Origin of the sequence: Sulfobacillus thermosulfidooxidans DSM 9293, assembly GCF_900176145.1 — a bacterium.
In the GTDB taxonomy this organism is placed as follows: domain Bacteria; phylum Bacillota; class Sulfobacillia; order Sulfobacillales; family Sulfobacillaceae; genus Sulfobacillus; species Sulfobacillus thermosulfidooxidans.
Window position 1 is genome coordinate 1,819,438 of sequence record NZ_FWWY01000001.1, and the last position, 23,099, is coordinate 1,842,536.

The 23,099-nt window shown below is 48.4% G+C and carries 19 protein-coding genes; 17 read left to right on the forward strand and 2 right to left on the reverse strand.

The window, feature by feature from the left end:
• Positions 1–40: 40 nt before the first annotated feature.
• A complete protein-coding gene (locus B8987_RS09175; RefSeq protein WP_084661310.1) occupies positions 41–1,111 on the reverse strand; it encodes a sugar ABC transporter substrate-binding protein in 1,071 nt (356 codons plus the stop codon).
• Between the two features lie 465 nt (positions 1,112–1,576).
• On the opposite strand from B8987_RS09175, the gene B8987_RS09180 reads away from it, so the two are divergent.
• The 14 genes from B8987_RS09180 to B8987_RS09245 all read left to right on the forward strand — a co-directional run bounded on the left by B8987_RS09180 (position 1,577) and on the right by B8987_RS09245 (position 18,481).
• The gene (locus B8987_RS09180; RefSeq protein WP_242940655.1) at positions 1,577–2,410 is read left to right on the forward strand and encodes a (Fe-S)-binding protein; all 834 of its coding nucleotides are present in this window, start codon (positions 1,577–1,579) and stop codon (positions 2,408–2,410) included.
• On the forward strand, positions 2,411–3,862 hold the full coding sequence (locus B8987_RS09185; protein ID WP_084661312.1) for a lactate utilization protein B: 1,452 nt from the start codon (positions 2,411–2,413) through the stop codon (positions 3,860–3,862).
• A gap of 18 nt (positions 3,863–3,880) precedes the next feature.
• Positions 3,881–4,474, forward strand: coding sequence for a LutC/YkgG family protein (locus B8987_RS09190; protein WP_084661313.1), 594 nt, complete (start codon positions 3,881–3,883; stop codon positions 4,472–4,474).
• A gap of 71 nt (positions 4,475–4,545) precedes the next feature.
• Positions 4,546–5,364 carry a Dam family site-specific DNA-(adenine-N6)-methyltransferase gene (locus B8987_RS09195; RefSeq protein ID WP_084661314.1) on the forward strand — a complete coding sequence of 273 codons (819 nt, stop codon included), beginning with the start codon at positions 4,546–4,548 and terminating at the stop codon, positions 5,362–5,364.
• A gap of 360 nt (positions 5,365–5,724) precedes the next feature.
• Positions 5,725–7,536: an EAL domain-containing protein gene (locus B8987_RS09200; RefSeq protein ID WP_084661315.1), complete on the forward strand. Its 1,812-nt coding sequence runs from the start codon at positions 5,725–5,727 to the stop codon at positions 7,534–7,536.
• Positions 7,537–7,967: 431 nt separating this feature from the next.
• On the forward strand, positions 7,968–10,748 hold the full coding sequence (locus B8987_RS09205; RefSeq protein WP_084661316.1) for a helix-turn-helix transcriptional regulator: 2,781 nt from the start codon (positions 7,968–7,970) through the stop codon (positions 10,746–10,748).
• Between the two features lie 193 nt (positions 10,749–10,941).
• On the forward strand, positions 10,942–11,226 hold the full coding sequence (locus tag B8987_RS09210; protein ID WP_084661317.1) for a hypothetical protein: 285 nt from the start codon (positions 10,942–10,944) through the stop codon (positions 11,224–11,226).
• Positions 11,227–11,237: 11 nt separating this feature from the next.
• Entirely contained in the window at positions 11,238–12,500 is a 1,263-nt protein-coding gene (locus tag B8987_RS09215) for a hypothetical protein (RefSeq protein ID WP_084661318.1), read from the forward strand.
• The gene (locus B8987_RS09220) at positions 12,497–13,012 is read left to right on the forward strand and encodes a response regulator (protein WP_020375828.1); all 516 of its coding nucleotides are present in this window, start codon (positions 12,497–12,499) and stop codon (positions 13,010–13,012) included. The genes B8987_RS09215 and B8987_RS09220 overlap by 4 nt, the downstream gene beginning before the upstream one ends.
• A gap of 69 nt (positions 13,013–13,081) precedes the next feature.
• Complete coding sequence (locus tag B8987_RS09225; RefSeq protein WP_242940702.1) at positions 13,082–14,878, forward strand: ATP-binding response regulator; 1,797 nt, start codon at positions 13,082–13,084, stop codon at positions 14,876–14,878.
• A 79-nt stretch (positions 14,879–14,957) separates the two neighbouring features.
• Positions 14,958–15,626: a histidine kinase dimerization/phospho-acceptor domain-containing protein gene (locus B8987_RS09230; protein WP_020375830.1), complete on the forward strand. Its 669-nt coding sequence runs from the start codon at positions 14,958–14,960 to the stop codon at positions 15,624–15,626.
• On the forward strand, positions 15,619–16,935 hold the full coding sequence (locus B8987_RS09235) for an MFS transporter (RefSeq protein WP_020375831.1): 1,317 nt from the start codon (positions 15,619–15,621) through the stop codon (positions 16,933–16,935). The genes B8987_RS09230 and B8987_RS09235 overlap by 8 nt, the downstream gene beginning before the upstream one ends.
• Before the next feature lie 18 nt (positions 16,936–16,953).
• Positions 16,954–17,328: a response regulator gene (locus B8987_RS09240; RefSeq protein WP_020375832.1), complete on the forward strand. Its 375-nt coding sequence runs from the start codon at positions 16,954–16,956 to the stop codon at positions 17,326–17,328.
• A 259-nt stretch (positions 17,329–17,587) separates the two neighbouring features.
• Positions 17,588–18,481 (forward strand): DMT family transporter, encoded by an 894-nt coding sequence (locus tag B8987_RS09245; protein ID WP_020375833.1) that lies wholly within the window; start codon positions 17,588–17,590, stop codon positions 18,479–18,481.
• A 101-nt stretch (positions 18,482–18,582) separates the two neighbouring features.
• Here the strand turns inward: B8987_RS09245 and sor are convergent, their stop codons facing one another.
• Positions 18,583–19,503, reverse strand: a complete 921-nt coding sequence (gene sor / locus B8987_RS09250; RefSeq protein ID WP_020375834.1) for a sulfur oxygenase/reductase — start codon at positions 19,501–19,503, stop codon at positions 18,583–18,585.
• A gap of 156 nt (positions 19,504–19,659) precedes the next feature.
• On the opposite strand from sor, the gene B8987_RS19630 reads away from it, so the two are divergent.
• The 3 genes from B8987_RS19630 (at position 19,660) to B8987_RS09260 (ending at position 23,071) form a co-directional block, all read left to right on the forward strand.
• Complete coding sequence (locus tag B8987_RS19630) at positions 19,660–19,836, forward strand: hypothetical protein (protein ID WP_156023691.1); 177 nt, start codon at positions 19,660–19,662, stop codon at positions 19,834–19,836.
• A gap of 387 nt (positions 19,837–20,223) precedes the next feature.
• Entirely contained in the window at positions 20,224–21,240 is a 1,017-nt protein-coding gene (locus B8987_RS09255; protein WP_028963327.1) for an NADH-quinone oxidoreductase subunit B family protein, read from the forward strand.
• 19 nt (positions 21,241–21,259) lie between these two features.
• Complete coding sequence (locus tag B8987_RS09260; protein ID WP_020375837.1) at positions 21,260–23,071, forward strand: nickel-dependent hydrogenase large subunit; 1,812 nt, start codon at positions 21,260–21,262, stop codon at positions 23,069–23,071.
• Positions 23,072–23,099 lie beyond the last annotated feature (28 nt).

Sequence of the window (23,099 nt, forward strand, 5' to 3'; positions counted from 1 at the left end):
AAGGTAATTAAGGTACGTGAAAAAAGTAAGTCATCTTGTATCACGATGAAGCCACGGCGTGCGATGTTGCATGCCCATATGGTAACGGAGGAACAGTTTGTGGCGTACCCCATCCTGCGATTTTCGACACGTTCGCTTTGGTCACAAGAGTCATCGGAATTATCACATCACCATGGTCAAAATTCTTCGGAGGGAGAGTATGATATTGCAAAATGTTATCCATTGCTTCCACAGCCCAATAGGCCTCAACGAACGGAGAATGGGTTACTGTGTCGAGTTGTGTGCCGTTGGCGACTGCGGTCAAACTTTGTGGCTGGGCATCTGCACCGACAACGTAAGTTGTTTTACCCGCTTGAATACCGGCGTTCTTCAGAGCAGTTAATGCTCCCAATGCCATCGCGTCGTTCGATGCAATAACGAGTTGCACATTACTATCTTTAGCTAAAAATTCTGACATGATAGTTTGAGCTGTACTTGTTTCGAAATTGGCGCTTTGATTAAGCACGATTTTAACTTTACCATTTGTGATATATGGCTGAAGGGCTTTCATGGCGCCGGCAAGACGATCAATGGCCGTACTTGAACCTAAAGTTCCTTGTAAAATGGCGACATGCCATGGTGTGGGAATATTATGGTTTGTAAGATATTGCAGAGCATAATGAGTTTGAAGATAGCCTAACTCCTTGTCATTATCTCCAATAAACACATCACGAGCGGTAGTGCTGTTGACATCTCGGTCAATGGCAACGACAGGTACCCCTTGTTTCATTGCCTGTTGTGCGGCGGCTGTGACGGACCCGTTGACGGGATTCAATATGATTCCTTTAGCGTTGTTGGCAACTGCTTCTTTTATATCAGTGATTTCTTGCGATGCTGAGCCGTTGGCATCAACGATTTTGATGGTTAAATTGGGATAATATTTGGCTGCTTGCTGCACGGCTTGGGCCATTGGAGCAAAATAAGGTGCAGCGTATCCAGTAAAAATAAAATAGACCAATGATTTGTTGTTAGCAGGTTGGCTTGTGTTGGTTGGCGAATTCCCGCACCCCGCAATAAAAGTCGAGGCCAAAATTGCCGCTAATCCAAGGACACCTTTTTTTTCAATGTTCATAATTATCCCCTTTCTTGTTGTGGATACGTTTCCATACTCGCTATTTTTCAGCGAAAAGTCAATAACTTGTGATTAGATTATCTTTTTCTGAGTTGTCGGATGTTATGTATTCTAGAGGTGGTTTTTGTAAAGTTTTCAGGACTGAATCATGGTTGTTCCGTGTCAAGAACGTCAGAGAGCTCTTTTGTATTTGATATGCATCTAACATTTTTGCGATTTATGAAGGAAAAATCACTCAAAAAAGAAAAATGAAGCTTTGCCAAGAATTATAGGCCAGGATATTGAGATAGGAAGAGGAGTAATTGACACTGCCAATCCCAATGGTATGGCCAACATCAAGTAGTTTGAAAAGAATTGAAAAATTAAAACTCCTAACTATGAAAATCTTACACTGGTTATTGGATAATAGTTAGGAGAGATTCGTATCGCATTCAGGCGGGATAGGGAAAGAAGGATGATATGTTCGTGAAACGTGTGCAATTGTTTGTGACATGCTTAGCGGATCTCGTGCACCCTCAAGCGGCGATTGCCGCGGTGCATGTGCTGGAACGGCGACACGTCTCCGTCGAATTTCCCGAGAATCAAACGTGTTGTGGTCAATTTAGCTACAATGCGGGCTATCACCACGAGGCCGCCATCTTGGCGAGACATTTCCTCACGGTTTTTGAAGCCAGCAGTCACGGTGAATCCCCGGACATTGTGTCTTTATCGGGGTCGTGTGCCGCGATGGTTATCCAGACCTATCCGCAATTATTATATGAAGATGCCTTAGCACAAGGCGCATCCGAAGACGTGGCCGAACACTGGAAACAACGGGCCGTGCAATTAGGAGAACGTCTCCATGAATGGTCGATGTGGCTGAACCAGCATTGTTCGTCGGAACCCGCGACCACACCGAAAATCCCTGTCGCCTATCATTTGGGCTGTCATATGCGCCGTTTGTTGCCGGGTGCGCCGGATGCGGCACAAATTTTAGGACATTACGGCATCGAAGCCTTAGAACCCGACGATGCGGAGCAATGTTGTGGGTTTGGTGGGACGTACAGTGTGACAGAACCCGTGATCTCGACCACGTTAGCGGATGATAAATTGCAACACATCGACCATTTACGGGAGAGCACGGGGGCCCTGTGCTTGACCAGTGCGGATCTCGGATGTCTTCTCCATCTGAAAGGCCGCCTCATCCGGCAAGGCTCACAATTTCCCGCGTGCCATGTGGCGGAGTTGGTGGATTTGGCGGATCAAAAGCGTCTGTCCGTGGAACAGATTCAGGCGGCCGGCCTGAAGGGAGGCCAATAAATGGCGGGACAACTCCCTTCTGATCATCGCCCCTGGGCGCTTAGGCGCACGCTCGCTCTGCACGATCACACGATGCGCAACACGATCGGTTTTGTGACACGGCGCTTTACCGTCGCCAAACGGGAAGCGTACCGCCAACATCCCGAGCTGGAAACTGCTCGCCTTGTGGCGGTTCAAGAAAAGCGCCAAGCCATTCGCGACCTCCCGGAACTCCTCGCAACACTGCGAGCGCGTATTGAAGAGCATGGCGGACAAACCTATCTTGCGGCGAATGCTGCCGACGCCGTTCATCGTGTTCTGAACATTGCCCACCATGAGCAGGTCCGTTTGGTGATCAAGAGTAAATCGATGGTGACCGAAGAAATTGAATTAAACCGCGCCTTGGAGCAAGCAGGCATGGTGGTCCGGGAAACCGATCTCGGGGAATACATCATCCAATTAGCCCACGAGAAACCCTCTCATATCCTCGCACCGGCCGCGCATCGGAACCGTCAGCAAATCGATGAATTATTCGCACACGATGCGGCCCAGCAAGGGGTGATGCCCCCCCGAAGCGATGACATTGCCGATTTGACAGCCTATGCCCGCGAGCGATTACGTCAGGAGTTTCTGGCTGCCGATATGGGTGTTACGGGAGGGAATTTCCTCGTGGCAGAAACCGGGACGCTCGTCCTCATTACCAATGAAGGGAATGCCGATATGGTGACCACCCTGCCGCGGATTCTCGTGTCGATTGTGGGGGTCGAGAAAGTGATCCGCGACTGGGCCTCTTTAATTCACCTGGTTCAACAACCGGCGATGAGTGGGATTGGCCGTCATCTTTCGTCGTATACGACCCTCATTCAGGGGCCCAAACAGGCGGGATCGGCCGATGGCCCGATGCAGTGGCACGTGATATTGGTCGACAACGGGCGCATGGCTTTGCGGAATACGGCCTTTGAGGATGTGTTGAGCTGTATCCGGTGTGGCGCGTGTTTAAATGTCTGCCCCGTCTTTCGCGAAGTGGGGGGCCATGCCTACGGCAGTGTTTATCCGGGTCCCATTGGCATCGTCGAAACCCCGTTGTTAACAGATTTCGCGATGTTGCCGGAGTTGCCTTCTTCGTTGTGCACGCTCTGCCATGCGTGCCAAGAAGCGTGCCCCATGGAGATTAACTTACCCCAACATATTGTTGATTTGCGCCGTATCAAGGTCCAACGTAAAATGACGCCGGGCCTGTGGGATTGGACGATGAAAACCTGGGCCCGTTTTTGGTCGACTCCCGGCGGATATCGGCGTTCGGTTCGTATTGCCCGCCTGGCCACCCGCTTATCCGGCCAACACCAATCGCTGCATGCGGCACCGGGAGTCTTTGCGGGATGGTTTGAAACCCGCGATATGCCCGCCGTGGCCGATCAAACCTTTCATGAATGGTGGCCAAAGCGGCATCAACCCACATCAACCGATCAATGAGGGGAGGAGGATGCGGTGATGCGTGTGATACAACAATTTGATCAACAATGGCAGAAGAACGGGGCAAAAATTTATCATGTGGCTCATGCGACGGAATTGCCAGAGGCGTTGACACGGATTTCCCAGCGTCATGCGGGGAATGAGGGGACCCACACCGTCGTGGCCGCGGGACTGTCCGGCGCCTGGGAACATCTGATCCGCCGCGTCTTTCCCCCGGAGCAACTCTATGTATGGAAAGGAGGAGGGAATGCCGAAGAATTTCGCCAGCGCTGTGCCCAAGCGGGTATTGGTATCACAGGGTGTGCGTGGGCGGCAGCCGATGCGGGGAGTGTGACCCTTTATGGTCATGGCGACCAGAGCCTGCTGCCGAGTCTCTTGCCGCCGGTTCATGTCGTCATCTTATCGACCTCGCAGATATTCCCGACCTTTGCGGAGGGTTTGGCCCATTTACAGTCGCCAGGACCTCACAATGCACTACGACCCTCTTTGCCGCCGCTCATCAAGATGATTGCGGGACCCAGCATGACGGGGGATATCGAAGGGCAACTCATTACGGGCGTTCATGGGCCCAAAGACCTTTATGCCATCGTGATGGAGGAAATTTTGGTATGATAACGAAAGCTAAAAAGGCCAGGGTTTTTTGGTGAGTAGGGCTACGACAGGAAATCTCTGCGAGGTGTCTTATGAAGCCCTTTTTGAAATGGGCTGGAGGAAAATATCGTTTACTGAACCGCATACGCGAAAGACTTCCACGGGGAACAAGACTTATTGAACCTTTTGTGGGTTCGGCTGCGGTTTGGCTTAATACCGATTATCCGCGTGCACTGCTCGCTGATAATAACCGGGACTTGATTCAACTTTATCAGACCCTACAAAAATATGGGGCAGCATTCATAGAGTATTGTCGAAGCTATTTTGTTCCCGAAAATAATGTGGCCGAACGCTATTACGCGTTACGGCAACGCTTTAATAGCACAGAAGATCCATGGGAAAAATCTGCTTTATTTTTGTACTTGAACCGTCACGGGTACAACGGTTTGTGCCGTTATAACGGGACAGGCGCTTTCAATGTGCCCTTTGGCCGTTATCGTCAGCCTTATTTTCCAGAAGAAGAAATGTATTATTTTGCGGAAAAAGCCAAGACGGCGGAATTTGTTTGGGAGGATTTTCGTGCGGTCATGTCTTCAGCGAAAGCCGGTGATGTGATTTATTGCGATCCTCCGTATGTCCCCTTATCGTCCACGGCCAATTTCACAGGCTATTCGGCGGGAGGTTTTGATTGGCGAGATCAGAAAGATTTGGCCATGTGGGCGGAGAATCTGGCCAAACAAGGAATCCCGGTTCTGATTTCTAATCATGCCACAGATTTTACGGAGAACATCTACGTCCACCGGGGGGCGTTGCTCGACTATTTTGATGTCCAGCGCTTTATCAGTTGTGATGGCAATCATCGGCAAGTGGCTCATGAACTCTTGGCGCTATTTGCTGAGAGTAAAGAATAAGATAAAAAGTCCGCTTGATTGATGAGTAATCCACCAAAATGGATACTCTTCTCCTCTTTGTGTCTGTTCTCTTGTTTCGTGTTGAGCATAAGCTCACGACCGCAAATCATGACAAGAAAAATACACTGCATCCTGACACATTGTGCAATCGACACGGGTAAAAAGAACTTGAGTTTATCAAGGTCTCCATAATTCCTTAAAAATAACTAAAAAAAATGAACTCAACGTAATTTATTGGTACCAAATTGTTGACAAGAAGTTTAGCCTACGCCAAAAATGGAGTTAATTCGACTGCATTTGATATGGTTCTATTATTTTATTCTGCCATGATGTTTAGCCAACCGTGATAAGGAGACTGTGATGTCTAGTAATTTTTGGGAAAATGCCGAGATTTCTCTTAATGATCAAAATCTTGCGGACGGATTAACGCTCATTGGGTGGACGACAGAGGATACAGAACATATTGCGGCGGTTCCTTGGGCTTCTGTTGCGGCGCGTGTGGTCCCAATGTTTGTTCAAACGATTGCCGCGCATCCGGTATTTGACCGCTTAGTGATCACGCATGGATCCTATCAAGAATTAAACCAGTTGGCGACTCGCTATTTAAAAAGTTTATCCAGACCCCCTACAACCCGGTTGGCCATTCAGATTGCGCAAAGGATTGGCACGCTGCATGTCCAAATGGGGTTAAGCTCGTTGGCCTTTTTGGCCGCTTATTGGTCGTTATTCCATGACGTTATCCAATCCGTGTCTACTTTGAGTCCCGATCCGGTACGCTGGCAACTGGCAGAAAGTGCAGCTAAGCGTATGGCTTGGGATCTTCTGGTTATGAGTAGTACACAATCTGGATATTATGCCGTCCATGACCCATTAACTCACTTGCCCAATCGCTGGGCTACAGAGCAACAAGTGCAAGTTTTGATGCGGCAATGCCCAAGTGTGATGGTCCTGTTTGCAGATCTTAATGGGTTTAAAATGGTCAATGACACTTACGGTCATGACGCAGGAGACCATGTTTTACAAGAAGTGGCACGGCGCTGGCGCGCGGTCTTGCGCTCTAGCGATTGTTTGGGACGTTGGGGCGGTGATGAATTCTTACTCGCATTGCCGGGAGGAACCACCGCTCCGACGGCATCGCACATTATCGACAAATTATTACAGGCCTTGACCGTACCGATTCAGATTACTGGCCATCCCCCCGTGACGGTGTCGGCAGCGTTCGGCGTGGCCTCATTTCCCGCGGATGGGCTTAGTGTAGGGGCTGTAATCCAACGAGCTGACCAACAACTCTATGAAGCCAAGCGAACCCGGCAACGCTGGGTGGCCTATCCAGCCAAGACGATGACGGGGGCAGCGCAGTGGGCCTTTCGCATTCACAAGGCACTGGGAACATCGGACATTGTGGTGCATTACCAGCCGATTATCGATTTAAATAGTGGACAGGTGCGGGAATGGGAAGCCTTAGTCCGTTACCGAGACTCTGCCGGCCATTTGCATTATCCCGGTGAATTTCTCCCTGCTCTTCAAAATCACCATGTCTTGCAAATGTTAGATGGAACGGTTTTAGAACAGGTTTTTCGCGACTTGACCATGTGGACCATCCAAGGATACCAAGCAACGGTTTCCGTGAATGTGACCAGTACCGATTTATTGCATCCAGAGTTTTTGCAGAGGCTTCAGGATTTGCATGCCCGCTATCCCCAGGTTTTGCCGCAGAATATTGGCTTTGAGGTGCTGGAATCGGCGGTCTTGGTCTATCCTGAACAGATTGCTAGCATTTTAGGGACCTTACGTGAACAGGGATATCACATTGCTCTGGATGATTTTGGTACCGGGTACAGTTCTCTCAGTCATTTGCAAAAGATTCCGATCGATGTCTTAAAAATTGACCGCAGTTTTGTTCAGGATTGGCACTCGACCTCAGGGCGCGGACTCATTCAAGCTATCGTGGGAATGAGTCAGCCCTTTGGATTTCGCACCATTGCTGAAGGAGTGGAAACCTTGGCGCAACACCAGACGCTAAGGTCCCTAGGATGTCAATGGGCTCAAGGATGGCTATACAGCGCTGCCCGTGATGCGCATCATGTTATACACTGGCAGTGGTTAGGAGATGGAGTCATGTCGTCTTCAAACGATTATGTGGACGACAAAAATCCGCAAGAAAATCGATGAAAACATCATCAACGTAACTGGAAAATGTTGTAGGAAGTCAAATGCTGGGTTTATGATGATAAAGATTGGAATGACAAGAGATGTGCATGACTGGCATTTCTTTGCATAATCCCAGGGAATAACCCATGTTGATAATGTAACTGACCTATGAAAAGGTCATTGACAATCTCTTGTCATGAATGAAATACCACGTTTTTGCTTAAATCGATGGCCTGTGATCTCCGGTGAATATTTTGGTATTCGCGAATAATCTGTTTGCGAATATGGCAATCGCGTGAAAAAAACGAGCTGCTGTCCAATGAGAGCAGTTGAAAATTCGTTGATCCCCAAGGGAAATGCTTTGGTTTTGTGAAGCCTCTAGGTGGTGAGGATCTTAGACATGGTCGAAGGGATTTTCGTGCTTTTTGTGTAGAAAGGAACGAGCACTCGTGATGCCTTTTGTCGGTCGGGACAATGAAAAAGCGCGGCTAAGGGCTCTGGTTTCTGAAGTCGAAGAGGGGAAGGGCTGTGCCTTATTTCTCGGAGGAGAAGCCGGCATCGGCAAAACTCGGCTGGTCAATGAAGTGCTCGGCTCCCTTCCCCAACAGTGGCGTATCTTGACGGGATATTGTGGAATAGCGGATATCCATCGCCCTTTTGGGCCGTGGGAAGAGATTTTGAGACTGTTACATGCGGATAGGCCGTCAGATTCCCTGCCTTCGTCCTTACAAGGCATTGATCAGTTAGTTACAGACTTGATGAACGAGATGGCCGACCCCAAGTGGCCTAGTGTGATTCTTATTGAAGACTTGCAGTGGGCGGACTCCTCATCGCTCGATGTGCTGCGATTTCTCGTTCCTCGCATCAGACGATTGTCCGTATTTTTGTGCTGTACTTACCGTTCTGATGAATTGACCCATCATCATCCGTTGTGGGGGCTTTTGCCCGAATGGCGCCGGCAGGGCGCGGAACGGATGATTTTGCCTCGTTTGTCTCCTCAAGACATTCACCAGCTTGTGAAGGAAGCCTATCCTCCTGTGGATGATCCTCTAACCATTTCGTCTCATATATTCCGCCGCACGCGTGGCGTCAGCTTGTTTGCGCAAGAACTTTTGCAGTGGTACCAAGAAGGTCATGGTATGATACTGGATGCCTTGCCTGATACCGTTTTGGAAGCCATTGAATACCGGCTATTACGCTTGTCTGAAAAAACCTTATCCCTCATGGAAGTGGCGGCCATAATCGGGGAACGGTTTGCTTATGACATCTGGGAGCATAGCGTGGATGTTTTTGCCGATGATTTGCAGCAAGCGCTTACAGAAGCCATAACATACCGGATTATACGCCGTGACGAGTCCCCTAAAATCGCTCAAACCTGGTATCAGTTTGATCACGGACTGGTCCGTGATGTGATTTTGGCCAAAATTTCGCCATCGGAGCGAAAACGCTATCACCGGCAAGTGGCACAAGCATTGATGGATAGTGATTCTCCCGATTATGATGCCCTAGCTTATCATTTAGCGGAATCGGGAGATATTCTGGCTATCCAGGCGTTATGTGAGGCCGGGAATCATGCTTTGGCATTGGGGGCGGTTACGCAGGCTCAAAACCATTTTCAGCGTGCGCTCGAGATGGCAGGGACTACACATATTTTACGCGCCGAGATCTGTTTAAAACTGGCTTTTTGCCTGGATCCTCATGATGAACGCCGTGAACAATATCTGGTTGAGGCCATGCAATTGGCGGATGTCTATCGTCAAGATGCGGTTAAGGCATGGGCTCTGTATTTTTTGGCGTTAAGTGCTCAGCAACACAGTGATCCCCAGTTGTTTCACCTCATTGGTCAGGTTGAGTTGCTTCAGCAGGCACTTATGGGGGATGGGGAATACGCGCGGTTAGAAAAGGCATTGTTTCGATCGACGGTGCCTTGGCCACGTATTACCATTCCATATGCCGCCAGTATGGCCATTCAGGGAAACATGGAACAGGCATATGAACGAATTTCTCAAATTCGTCCCTTGGCTGTGCAATATCATGGATACGATTTGGATTATGCGGATTTTGTGCTGGGTTTTTTATCAGGTCATTATCAGGCGGTATTACGATCGGCATCCCGCGCGGCCACCAAAGCCCACCAGATGCGGCAATATCGCGATGCGACCTGGTTCAAAACAGAAGAATTGTTATTTACAGTCGTTTTAGAACCGTATGAAATCGAACAGGCCGACCGTTTGGCCGAGGAACTTCACATATGGGAAGAGGAAGCCCGAGAGCAGGCAGGATCCACCTTTGTTACCGGCTATTCGGGCTTGGGTCCTTATCAATATTTTCGCGGGATGTGGCCCGAGGCCCGAACCAATTTGGTAGAATGTGCTCTGACCGAAAAAGAACAGGCTCCCGACCCTATTTTGCTTTTGGCGGTGGACTTGTTGCTCGAAGAAGAAGAATTGGCTCTGGCTCGTGCCATTGCGTCCATGATTCGGCCACGCGACAGTGAAGAGATTCCTCCTTTTGGCAGTATCCAAGCTTTAGCACATGGCATCAAAGCCATGGTGTGGCTTCGTCTTGGCAATATGACCGAGGCGGAAAAATGGTTGCAGGCGGGATTAAGACAACCGACGGCCCAATTGCCGTTGATGAAAGGCTATCTCTTGTTCGTCCAGGCCTATTTTGCCATGCTCAATCACCAAGACCAAGAGGCATTTAATTATGCGCACGAGGCCATAGAATATGTGCACCAGGTTCCAGTGTTATGGTATGAAATTGCTCTCTTACGGTTAATGGCACGGATCGTCATGCGTGATCAACACGTGGAAGAAGCCTATCGGTACTGGGATACAGCTTTAACCATGGCGCGCCGTGCACACTTTCGTGGAATAGAAGGAATGATTCATTATGAACGCGCTATCTTTGGCCCTCATTCCTCAACCCAGATTAAAGATCTTCATATGAGTTGTCGTATTTTTCAAGACATTGGAGCTGTAAGATTATTGAACCGCGCCCGCCAAGTTTATGAGCGACATGATGGGCGCACGAACGCCGTCGGACTGACCGCACGGGAAACGGAAATTCTTGAGCGTGTGGTTCAAGGTCTGACCGACCGCGAGATTGCCCAAGATCTGGTGATTTCTCCTAAGACCGTTGATCGTCATCTGCGCAACATTTTTCGTAAATTAGGAGTTTCTAGCCGGACAGCCTTGGCAACACGTGCGCTGCAAGAAGGATGGCTGTAACCTGTCTTTTATTGTCTTCCAGTGGCCCACCACGATCTTTGAACATTCCTTCGGTTTGGTAATCAGAAGTTCTTTTGAGGAATTTTCCTAAATATTCCCTGCTAAAATGGGGAATTTCCTGAATAGCCAGGTGCCAACCTCTCTTTCTATGATGACAAGGAGACCCCTAGACCTCTTTAAAAGGAGGGGCATCATGATTCAATATTTGGTCTCCTGTCGGATCAAAGAGGGGTACTACGATGAAGCGATTGAATTCATCCATACTCTGCAAGCGTATTATCCGGGCAGTACCCTGTATGCCGACGAATTCGGACCAGTAAACCTGATTTATCTGATGATTCCCTTTGAGTCCTTAGCGAGTTATGAGGACCGCGTGGACTGTTTACGGAACGATGCGGGCTTTATGCATCTTATCCGGGAAGGAACTATGTGGTTTGAACGCAAGACCTTTAGAATCCGGATATTGCGTGCACTATGAGGGGGAGATACGTGGTAGCGAGAGTAGTCGGATTCTATTTTTTTGATTCCTTTCTAGTAACCGGGATGCAAACAGTTATTCCTCAGATCTATTTTCTCTCTCATTATGGGTTGGATGAAAAGGTGTGGCTGGGGATTTGCCTCTTAGCTGGGGCGCTCGGGATTGTTTTGGGTGCGCATTTGTCCCGCCATTATTCGTTGGTCACATGGATCAAAAAAGCGCCTGGACCCAGTCTTGTGGTGGGAGGATACCTAATCAATATGGGACTTTTCTTGACCTTATTTTGGTGTTCGTCTGTTGTGGTGTATGTCATCTTGTATGCTGTCGTGGAACTCTTTCAAGCTTATTGGTTTAGCACTTGGGATAACGTCTGGCTACAAATTCTGCCCATTACTCAAATTCGCACTTTTGTCACCCGCGCGATTTTATTTCAGTCCTTGGGAAATATTCTGGCACCCTTGTTCTTTACATGGGGATGGGGAATATGGGGAGCAGCTCTTGCGGTGGTGCTCGGAACCGTTGTCAATGTCAGTGCATTCATTACAGTAAAGAGCCAGGTTTCTGAGAACATCTATTATGCTGCCCAGCTGCCGATGGCACCTTTAGTGACACTAGAACGGTGGTTTGTGCTCTATGCTCTGATGATTTATGGCGCTTTAATGGTCTTGACTGCCAATGTGTTGTATTTGTTAGGGCATTTTTACGTCTTGCAATCGGACCAAGCGACCAAAGTGGCAGGATATCTCTTGGCCATTAGCAATCTGGTTGGAATTTTGATGGTGATGGGATATCTCGGGTGGAATCAGCATACCCCTTCTCAACCCATCCATGATAGGGGATATCAACGTGGGCCGCAGCGATGGAGCCTGGCTGGCATTCTCATAGCTTTTGTCTTGTTCTTTGTCAAATTGTCGACGCATTTGCCCTATTTATTGCTATTGGGTGCTCTGATCGGATCAAGTTTTGGCATATTCCGGTTGATGGCACGGGAATTTGCGAGCCGGCGGGTGGCCTTGACCGAACGAACCTGGTTATTAACCATCTTTAACAATCTTCATGGGTTTGCCCAACTGCTGGCTTTTGGCGCCATGATTATCATGACACTTGGTCGTCCCCTGCTAGGTCTGTCGTTAACGCAGGGGTTATTTGTGATTATGGGTCTATTTTTACTGGTCGCGGTGGTGAGTATGGTGAACTGGGAACGCTCATTGCGTCAAGAGACATTGTTCCCCTCCCATAAGATGAGCCAGCTGGAAGGAAGCCAGGAGTTATGACAAATTTAGAGCAGTTCTTGCAAGAGGCTAAATGCCTGTTAGTGGATGATCAGGAAACCAATTTAGACTTATTATCACGCATTCTGAAACGGCGCGGCTATTGCCATATCTATCAAACCCAAGATCCTACCCGGGTTGTGCCCATGGTCAAAACCTTGGCACCCGATATCATTTTGTTGGATTTGCACATGCCAGAGATGGATGGATTTGAAGTCATGGCCGCACTGCGTCCTGTTATTCCACCAACCACGTTTTTGCCGATTTTAGTGCTGACAGCGGATATGCGCTCAGAATCCAAGCAACGAGCATTGGCCGAGGGAGCACGAGATTTTTTGGTTAAACCCTTTGATCCCATTGAAGTCGCCTTACGCGTGAAAAATTTGCTTGAGACTCGGATGCTCTATTTGGATTTGAGTGCCCAAAATGCCGTCTTAGAGCAAAAAGTTCGGGAACGCACAAAAGAGTTAGAAGCTGCTAAACAAGAAATTCTGCGGCTGTTAACACGGTGGTAGAAAAGCCGTCAGGGTCAAACAGCTACATACCAAAACAAGGGAAAAAGGGGAAGGGGGGAATGATTGGTGATGACGATAGTGGATATATTGATTGGTTTGGGGGCTCTGGTAATGTGCTTTGCCGGTCAAGGCACATGGAAAGTGATTCAAATTTTGTCGAGTAATCGCTACCGTAAGACATGGCAGTTGGTCTTTGGTTTTATTTGTGTTTTCACCATAGGCTATCTTTTAACGTTAGGCCTTTTAATTGCGGAAGCGCGATCGTCGTTTTCCCTTATTATTCCCGGCATGGTGTTCTTATTGGGTGCCATCTTTGTATTTATGGTCGTTCGCCTAGGACGGTTAACCATTGAAGATTTACAAGCTAGTACCAAAGCGGCGGAAGCGGCCAACCAGGCGAAAAGCACGTTTTTAGCCAATATGAGTCATGAACTGCGGACACCTCTTAATGCGATTATCGGGTATAGCGAAATGCTATCGGAAAGTGCGGAAGATCTGGAAGATGAGGGATTTGCTCAGGATTTAGAAAAAATTCACCGGGCAGGTAAACACTTATTAGCATTGATTAACGACATTTTGGATATTTCCAAAATTGAATCGGGCAAAATGGATTTGTTTCTCGAAACCTTTGCCGTTGACGATTTAATTCGCGATGTCAGTGAAACCATTGGGCCTTTAATGCAAGCGAACCACAATGAATTTATTGTGCATCAAGAACCCTGGCTGGGATATCTTCATGCGGATTTAACCAAAGTCCGGCAAACGCTGTTTAATTTATTAAGCAACGCGGCCAAATTTACCACACAAGGAACTGTAGAATTACGTGTCAACCGGATAAGGCAGGGTCATGATGTTTTTGTGGAGTTTGTGGTGCGCGATACCGGAATCGGGTTAAGTCCCGAACAGCAATCCCGCCTATTTCAGGCCTTTAGTCAAGCCGATGCCTCGACAACCAGAAAATATGGGGGAACAGGCCTAGGATTGGCAATTAGCCGTCATTTTTGCCAGATGATGGGGGGAGACATTACTGTTGAAAGTGTTGAAGGCCAAGGCTCGACCTTTACCGTGAAATTGCCGGGTTTGGTTCAACAATCCCCGGGGGTAGAGGAAAGCAGCAACAACCAGTATACCGTTTTAGTGATTGATGACGATCCGACGGTCTTAGACCTTATGCAGCGTATGTTAACTCCTATGGGTTACCGCGTAATCACCGCCCTGACAGGTCTTGAGGGGCTTAAGCTTGCCCTGCAAGGCATGCCGGATGTGATTATCCTCGATATTTTATTGCCTATGGTTGATGGCTGGAGCATTCTCACCCGCATTAAACGAGAACCGTTGCTGATGGATATTCCGGTCATCCTGTTATCGATGGCCCCAGATGCCCAACGAGGATATGCCTTGGGAGCTGTCGATGTTTTGGCTAAACCCATTAATCGGGACCGGTTATTCAGCGCACTACAAAAATCGGTAACAGGTTCGCGGCGTTCTGTATTGATTGTTGAAGATCACGAAGATACCCGCCATCTAATCCGCCAGCAATTGGAATTGGCTGAGTGGATGTGTGAGGAAGCAGAAAATGGGACTCAAGCACTTGAACAGTTGAAATCCTTTATTCCCGCAGTGATTGTTTGTGATTTGTTAATGCCGGAAATGGATGGATTTGAACTGATTGCGATATTACGACGCAATCCAGCCTGGCAACGAATTCCTATCATCGTGCTCACAGCTAAGGATATGACGACCGATGATTATCAACGTTTAACAGGAAGTGTCGAGCGGGTGATTTTGAAAGGCAGTTACACCAAAGACGAACTGATGCGGGAATTGCAAAGGATGATCCAAACCGTCAGCAAGCGCGCGGGATAGCATAAACAAGAAGCCTTATGAAAATTCTCCAAACTCAAGGAACAGACCACACATTTTTAAACTTAAAGGAGTAGAGAAAATGATGTCGACGTCCAAGATACCTTTTGCCCAAGACAATTTTCTTGCCAGCCTTTTAATTGCGGTCGGGCACGATGTTAAAAATTATCTAAATGCCATATTAGGGTATAGTGAGCTTTTAGCGGAAGATGCGGTCGACAATGAGGATATTGCCCGGGCGGCAGACTTAGGCAAAATCTATCAATCAGCTCAATCGGTATTGGGCATGGTGGGGCAACTGATAGATTTGGCGAAAGTCGTCGAGGGGACTTGGGAGTTCCAGTGTATGGAAATAAATGTGACAGAGTTTCTCTTAAGTCGGGACGGGGTCGGTGAAAAGATTCAGCTCGATGAAAAGCCGTCTTCATCTCTGGTGGTGCGCACCGATCCCCTGTGGCTCGAAATGGCATGGAAGACGGGCCTTGACATCATGAACCGGGGTTGCCCGCATGAATTGCCCCGGGTTCGCATCGTTAATGAGAAGGACGGCGTAAGAATTCGCATGGAACGTGCCATGCAATATCCGCTCAAACTGAACGCCCTGGAGTTGCTCACTGTCAGTTTAGAACGTGCCGCCTTTCACGTTTTGGCGGGAGATTTATGGTGTGGAACCGAAGACGGAGGAGGGTTGCGGGTGGTGTTTATGATCCATTTGCCGCATCACAATGTGCAGGAGAAGGATTATGCGTGATAGCCTAACGCCAAGACTTCGGTGGGCTACAGGAATTGCTGTGGGACTGGATGGCTATAATTTGACTGTGGTGACCGCGAGTTTAATTGCCTTGACCCGGCAATTTCATTTGAGTGATTTCGCCACCATTGAACTCGCTCTAGGAACCTTATTTGGTTCCCTTCTGGGTGGTATTTTGGCGGGAACTTTGACCGATCATGTGGGCCGACTAAAAGTCTTTACCTATGATTTATGGTTTTTTGTCCTCTTCAGCCTCACATCGGCTCTTTCCCCGTCTTTTGGAATTTTGCTCGTCAGTCGGATTTTTCTTGGTTTTGCTATCGGCGCTGACTATGCCATTGCACCGGCTTATGTGGCAGAATTTTCTCCGAGCAAAAACCGTGGGTTTCAGCTGGGGTTTATCTGGCTTATGTGGCCCATTGGCACCACTTTAAGTTTCGTCCTTTCTGGCATTATTTTTTCTGTCGTCCCGCCCTTAATCGCCTGGCGCATTGTCTTTGCCTTGGCAGCTTTGCCCGCGGTCGTGGGAATTTGGTTGCGAAAGTCCCTGCCAGAATCTCCGCGTTGGTTGATTGCTATGGGACAAGAAGATCAAGGACATCAGCTCATTGACACCTATCAGTTGGAACCTGTGAATTATTCTTACCCAGACCCTCATACCACCTCTTTTCGCCAGAGTTTTGCGAATCGGTGGATTCTGATTCTCGGCACCTGGTTTTTCTTAACGATGGCCAGTTATGGCATGGGTCTCATTCTTCCGGTGATGTTAACGCGTTCGGGATTAACAGGACAAATGGGCGCGATTTGGGGAACCGCTTTGGTGAATGTCGGGGGAATCGTGGGATCGTTCGTGGCCATGTGGCATCTCGACCGGATTGGGCGCAAGTCTCTGCAAATCGTGGGATTTGGGATTGCGAGCCTCATGTTGGGATTAGTGGCCGCGCTCACTGCGGCATCGCACGTAGCTCCTTTCGTTATTATTCTGCTGTTGACTGTAGGGGAGACCATGAGCATGTATGGCCCAGGTACGGTGACAGGCATTTATCCAGCCGAACTGTTTCCAACCCATCGGCGTGCTACCGCTCTCGGTGTGGCTACCGCGGTTAGTCGACTGGGCGCTATTGCGGGCGCCTTACTCTTTGGACTAATTAATCAGCAAGGAGGATTAAGTCCTGTGGCCGGAGTCGCGGCCCTCATTATGCTGGGCGGGAGTCTTCTGACATGGATATTTGGCACGGAGACACGGCAACGCAGTTTAGAAGACTTGAATGCTCCATCTGGCGTGTTTGACAGATCAGAAATGCTGTGACGAAAGGAGCGATCATAGATGAGTAAGATCTTATTAGTTGAAGATAACGAAATGAACCGGGATATGCTATCTCGTCGACTGACGAGACGGCATTATGAGGTCATTTTAGCGACAGATGGGCAAGAGGGCGTTGAGCGTTGCCGAAGCGAGCATCCCGATGTGGTTCTTATGGATATTAGTTTGCCGGTATTAGATGGCTGGCAAGCAATTGCTCTCTTAAAACATGACCCCCTGACTCAAAATATTCCTATTATCGCATTGACCGCCCATGCTTTAGCCGCTGATCGTCAACGGGCCTTCGATGAGGGATGTGAAGATTTTGATACCAAACCGGTAGATCTTCCCCGCCTAATTGGCAAAATTGAAGCTGTTCTGGCCAAAAGCCGTCAATAGGAGTCAAAGGAAGCTGCCGGTTAATCACAGCCTGGGATACCAAGTACTGTGGCTAACTGGCTTATTCTCATGTGCCCTCTAAGATTGATTATTATTCTCGAAGTGATATACTACCTAACAGTTTTCTTCAATGCGCTGACTTTTTCTTTGACCAGAAAGTTTTATTGGGAAATGAAAGTCTGTTATCTGAACTTTTTCATACACGGGCGTTTCGGTTTCGGTGGTGATTTTTTAGGCGGGTTTGGGAGGCTATAGCGGCGTGTTAACTAAAGATACTTTGAAATTTGCGGGATTGGTCATTGCGACAACCGCCCTGATGGGGTCCTCGTTTGCCATTGGGAAAATAGGGTTGCAGTTCATTTCTCCTTTTTTATTGGTAGCGGTACGTTTTTTGATCGCCGGCATTGTCATGGCAATAATCGTGCGCCATCGCCCATTGCCACAGCACATAGGAGACTGGGTGCGCGTGGGGATTATTGGCCTATTTCAAACGGCTGGCGTGATGGGAATGATTTTTTTAAGTTTAGAGACAATCTCCGCAGGCGAGTCGTCGATTCTCACGTTCGTTAACCCGCTGTTAGTGGTCATCTTAGCGACGATTTTTACCAAAGCCCGCTACACATTACGGCAATACCTGGGGGTCCTTTTAGGATTTTTCGGGGTCGTGGTGACCTTGGGAGGAAATTTCTCTATTCATATGGGCGTGGTCTATGGTTTTACTGGAGCTTTGTCGTGGGCGATTGCCACTCTTTTGATAAAGCGCTGGGGAGCACGCTTTGACATTTGGATTTTAACGGCCTATCAGATGATGATTGGCGGATTGATCTTGATGATTGCCGCTGTCAATTTGGAGACTCCGCGCTTTGTGGTAAACATGGAATCCATTGTCATCGTATTGTGGTTAGCCCTTATGGCTTCCGTTGTCCAATTTGGGATTTGGTTTTATTTACTTCATCATAACGATCCCGGAAAAGTGAGCGCGTTTTTGTTTTTGGCCCCATTTTTCGGTGTGCTATTCGGATGGCTCCTGCTACATGAGATAATCACACAGACCGTGATGGTTGGAGGTCTATTGATTATTGGCGGGATTATCTTGGTCAATTGGCCCACGCGCACTTTTCCGGTCCATGCGGTGAAAAACTGCCCGGATTAAAGCGCTTACCTATGTGATTTGTTAGCATTGTGGCTTGATAAGAGATTGCCCCGGTTCTTTTCGGAACCGGGGCAATTTCCAATGATAAAGATATGAAGATATTACGAGTGCAAATACTCCCGCCATGACGTGTCTTCCATCATCGGGCTCCACAAGGTGACATAAGGTCCTCTGATTAATGTCTTTAATACCTTGTCATGCTGGGCTCGGTAGCGCGTATTCACCACAACCCGGGAAATGCCGAATTGAGCCGTGGCGAGATCTTGCCACTCCATGTGAACGACGTATTCCTTGGGTGTCGGGGCTGCTTGTAATGTTTCAAAGTTTCCTGATTGCGCACGCGGCGGGTAATCACCTAGGGTTTGCAAGGCTTGATGAATCCCTTCGGGTGTGAGCTGCAAACTGCCGATGGCGGATGCGCCAATTTGTTTCAAAACCATATAGCCAAGGAATCCTGGGGCCTTCTTAAACATTTGCATGAGATCTTCAATGGCGGATTCGAAGGCATTCTCCATGCCAGGAATAATGGTGTGCTCAGATGCGGCAATGACACGTTGGCCATAGGGCATAGATACTGGCGGGACAGGTTGTCCGGCCATAAATTGGCTGCCTAATGTCGCGGGCACATCTGTTAACGCCATATTGTCTGGTAAATCACTGCTAACGATTTCATAGATTGGTTCCCATGGACCCTCAATGACCATGCCCAAACAACTGGAACACAGCCGGAAAATCGAATCAAACTGCTGTACGTGCATCTCTTCATGATCTTCCCACCGCTTCCACATGGTGTACTGGCGAATGCCTAAGGGATTGAGGGTTTGACGCATGTCCATTTCGGCACCGCCGTACCGTCCACCCATTGGGAAAACCCCGATTTGCACATGGTTTTGGAATCCTACAAATCCGGAATGGTTGGCCGTGACCATACAAACCTTGGGACCTACTGATTCAAATAGCCGAAAAGAATCAGGGTGATTCGCAACTTTCGCACTGTTAATCGCAATATAAGGTTTTGGCATTTGGCGTTCTCCCTCCGTATTTTGTGAAGTTGGGTCTAAACCCGAGTACAGTGTTGATCGACTATAGTATCTAGACAATATCTCATAAGTATTTAAATGTTTAAAATGATGAACAGTAGTGAAACACATAAATTCAATTAGGATTAGGATAAAAGGATGATGTGGGCGCAAAATCGTCTGTTGGTGCTGATGAGAGCGCTTTGGGAGATCCCGGTGGGGACGATGATGGGGCATGGTGCAGCCAGAACGACAAACAAAACCAAGAACAGTGCGAAAGTTTTTAAAGAAGCGTGGAAATTTGGTATAAAACGACAACCGCTTTTGGAGAGATAAAAAAGAGCTATGTACAGGGAAGGGAAAGGATCACGGGCCGGCTTAAGGCACATGAGCAAGTTGTCAGACTTTGAAATTGTGGAGGATTAAGAAAAATAATGGTGTGATGAAAAAGGCGACGGTTGTCGTTTTTACTGGACTGATCAAGGAGCAAGACAAGCGACATATAATTCGAGATAACTAATTCATAGAAATTGAGATGAAACATAAAAAATATAGAAAATTATATCAAACAGTTGATATTACGTCGTGTATAAGTTTATATTAGTTTTAACGGATCTGCTAGATAAGTTTAACTAGCATGAATTAAGGATCCGGTTATGTAAATACAATCACTTCGCTTAATCCCGTTTTCGTTGACTTTAACAAAACAAGGGGGGACTTTTTGTGCCCGATCCGATAGTCCATGTGATATGGATTAATGCAGGACTGAGCTGTGATGGTGATTCCGTGGGTTTAACCGCGGCCACTCAGCCCAGCGTGGAAGATTTAGCACTGGGATATTTGCCGGGTGTGCCCAATGTTCGCTTTCACTGGCCCTTAGTCGATTATGACAATGGGGATGAACTCATGGCGTGGTGGTGGAAAGCCGCGAACGGTGAGCTCGATCCCTTTGTGTTAGTGGTTGAAGGCTCCATTCCCAATGAGAAGATTCATGCCGAAGGATATTGGGCGGCCATGGGGAATAATCCCGAAACGGGTCAACCGATGACGACGAATGAATGGATTGACAAGTTGGCACCCAAAGCCTGGGCGGTTTTGGCCGCGGGAACCTGTGCCAGTTATGGCGGCATCCATGCTATGCAAGGCAATCCGACCGGTGCGATGGGAATTGCGGATTATTTGGGATGGAATTGGCGCTCTAAGGCTGGCGTTCCCATTGTGTGTGTGCCAGGCTGCCCCATCCAACCTGATAACCTCTCGGAAACGATTCTCTACCTCCTCTATCAAGCCGCAGGATCTGCTCCAATGATTCCCCTCGATGATCAATTACGGCCACAATGGCTGTTTGGACGAACGGTCCATCAAGGCTGTGACCGCGCGGGCTATTATGAGCAAGCTGACTTTGCGGCCGAATACGGTTCCCCCAAATGCATTGTCAAACTCGGATGTTGGGGACCCGTTGTCAATTGCAACGTGCCTAAACGCGGATGGATGGCGGGCATTGGAGGTTGTCCCAATGTCGGAGGAATCTGCATCGGTTGTACCATGCCGGGTTTCCCGGATAAGTTTATGCCCTTCATGGATGAACCGCCCGGAGGCAAGATGTCGTCATCGGTCATCTCCCTCTACGGGAAATTATTCCGCAATTTGCGTTCTGTCACCAATGACACTTTAAATCATGAACCGTCTTGGCGACATGCTCGGGCTGAACTGACGACGGGATATCAAAAAGTATGGTAATTGAAGGGAGGACAATGTTTTGGCTACAACGGAAGACAAAGTAAGCAGTCAGCAGGCCACAAATAACTCGAAACTTGTCGAAATGGCATGGGATCCGATTACGCGAATTGTGGGCAGCTTAGGGATTTATACCAAAATCGACTTTGAGAATCGTGAAGTGGTGGAATGTCATAGTACCTCGTCGATTTTTCGGGGTTATAGCATTTTCATGAAAGGCAAGGATCCCCGCGATGCGCATTTTATCACCAGCCGTATTTGTGGTATTTGTGGGGACAACCATGCCACTTGCGCCGTCTATGCGCAAAATATGGCTTTCGGTGTCAAACCCCCATCGCTTGCTGAGTGGATTATCAATCTCGGTGAAGCGGCAGAATACATGTTTGACCACAATATCTTCCAAGAAAACTTGGTGGGTGTCGATTTTTGCGAGCAAATGGTGCGGGAAACCAATCCGAGCGTTTGGGCAAAAGCCCAAAAAACATCCGCTCCGCACGCGGACATTCACGGATACAAAACTATTGCCGACATTATGACGGCTCTTAATCCCTTTACCGGTGAGTTATACCGCGAGGCACTTCAGGTAAGTCGGTATACTCGGGAGATGTTTATCTTAATGGAAGGTCGGCATGTCCATCCGTCCACGTTGTATCCCGGTGGTGTGGGGACTGTGCCGACCATCCAGTTATTTACCGACTACATGACGAGACTCATGAAATACATCGATTTCATGAAGAAAATGGTTCCTCTGCACGACGATCTCTTTGACTTTTTCTACGAGGCATTGCCCGGCTATGAGGCAGTCGGTCAACGCCGGATTTTGCTAGGCTGTTGGGGCTCCTTCCAAGATCCCAATGCCTGCGATTACGATTATAAGCACATGACCGACTGGGGCCGCAAGATGTTTGTGACGCCCGGAATTGTGGTCGACGGCAAGTTGATTACCACAGATTTGGTCGAAATTAATCTGGGGATGCGCATTTTGTTGGGCTCTTCCTATTATGGCAGCTGGGAAAACGAAGAGCGCTTTGTGACCCATGATCCGTTAGGAAATCCTGTCGATAAAAATCACCCGTGGAACCAAACGACGATTCCCAAGCCGCAAAAACGCGACTTTAACAAGAACTACAGCTGGGTGATGTCCCCCCGGTGGTATGACAAATCTTCGGGAGATCATCTGGCATTAGACACAGGAGGCGGCGCCATTGCTCGCTTATGGGCCACAGCCTTGGCGGGATTGGTTGACATGGGCACGGTGAAGGCGACCGGTCACTCGGTGCAGATTAATTTCCCCAAAACCGCGTCGTTTGGTGAAATGCAGCTCGAATGGAAGATTCCACAGTGGAGCAATGCGATTGAGCGTGACCGGGCCCGCACGTATTTCCAGGCCTATGCGGCAGCGGCTGCACTATACTTCTTAGACCAAGCCATCGCCGAAGTCCGGGCTGGTCACACTACAGTATGGGAACCCTTCAAAGTACCGGAAGAGGCTATTGGGTGTGGGTTCCATGAAGCCGTGCGCGGTGTCTTGTCGCACCATGTCGTCATCCGCGATGGAAAAATTGCGAACTACCATCCTTACCCCCCCACTCCGTGGAATGCGAATCCTCGGGACATTTATGGCACTCCGGGACCGTATGAAGATGCTGTCCAAGGAACGCCAATTTTCGAAGAAAATGGTCCGGACTCGTTTAAAGGGATTGATATTATGCGTGCTGTGCGGAGTTTTGATCCCTGTTTGCCCTGTGGGGTGCATATGTATGTCGGCAACGGTAAAACCGTTGAAGTGAATCATTCGCCTACCTATGGAGTGGGTTGTGCCCCGGGAGAATAAAATCCCAGAGGGATTTTAACGGTGAGCC

Excerpts from the sequence above, each read along its gene's own strand:
- B8987_RS09175 (WP_084661310.1), bottom strand. The coding sequence starts at position 1,111 with ATGAACATTGAAAAAAAAGGTGTCCTTGGATTAGCGGCAATTTTGGCC.
- B8987_RS09185 (WP_084661312.1), top strand. The coding sequence starts at position 2,411 with ATGGCGGGACAACTCCCTTCTGATCATCGCCCCTGGGCGCTTAGGCGC.
- B8987_RS09190 (WP_084661313.1), top strand. The coding sequence starts at position 3,881 with ATGCGTGTGATACAACAATTTGATCAACAATGGCAGAAGAACGGGGCA.
- B8987_RS09195 (WP_084661314.1), top strand. The coding sequence starts at position 4,546 with ATGAAGCCCTTTTTGAAATGGGCTGGAGGAAAATATCGTTTACTGAAC.
- B8987_RS09200 (WP_084661315.1), top strand. The coding sequence starts at position 5,725 with ATGTCTAGTAATTTTTGGGAAAATGCCGAGATTTCTCTTAATGATCAA.
- B8987_RS09205 (WP_084661316.1), top strand. The coding sequence starts at position 7,968 with ATGCCTTTTGTCGGTCGGGACAATGAAAAAGCGCGGCTAAGGGCTCTG.
- B8987_RS09210 (WP_084661317.1), top strand. The coding sequence starts at position 10,942 with ATGATTCAATATTTGGTCTCCTGTCGGATCAAAGAGGGGTACTACGAT.
- B8987_RS09220 (WP_020375828.1), top strand. The coding sequence starts at position 12,497 with ATGACAAATTTAGAGCAGTTCTTGCAAGAGGCTAAATGCCTGTTAGTG.
- B8987_RS09225 (WP_242940702.1), top strand. The coding sequence starts at position 13,082 with ATGACGATAGTGGATATATTGATTGGTTTGGGGGCTCTGGTAATGTGC.
- B8987_RS09230 (WP_020375830.1), top strand. The coding sequence starts at position 14,958 with ATGATGTCGACGTCCAAGATACCTTTTGCCCAAGACAATTTTCTTGCC.
- B8987_RS09235 (WP_020375831.1), top strand. The coding sequence starts at position 15,619 with ATGCGTGATAGCCTAACGCCAAGACTTCGGTGGGCTACAGGAATTGCT.
- B8987_RS09240 (WP_020375832.1), top strand. The coding sequence starts at position 16,954 with ATGAGTAAGATCTTATTAGTTGAAGATAACGAAATGAACCGGGATATG.
- sor (WP_020375834.1), bottom strand. The coding sequence starts at position 19,503 with ATGCCAAAACCTTATATTGCGATTAACAGTGCGAAAGTTGCGAATCAC.
- B8987_RS19630 (WP_156023691.1), top strand. The coding sequence starts at position 19,660 with ATGATGTGGGCGCAAAATCGTCTGTTGGTGCTGATGAGAGCGCTTTGG.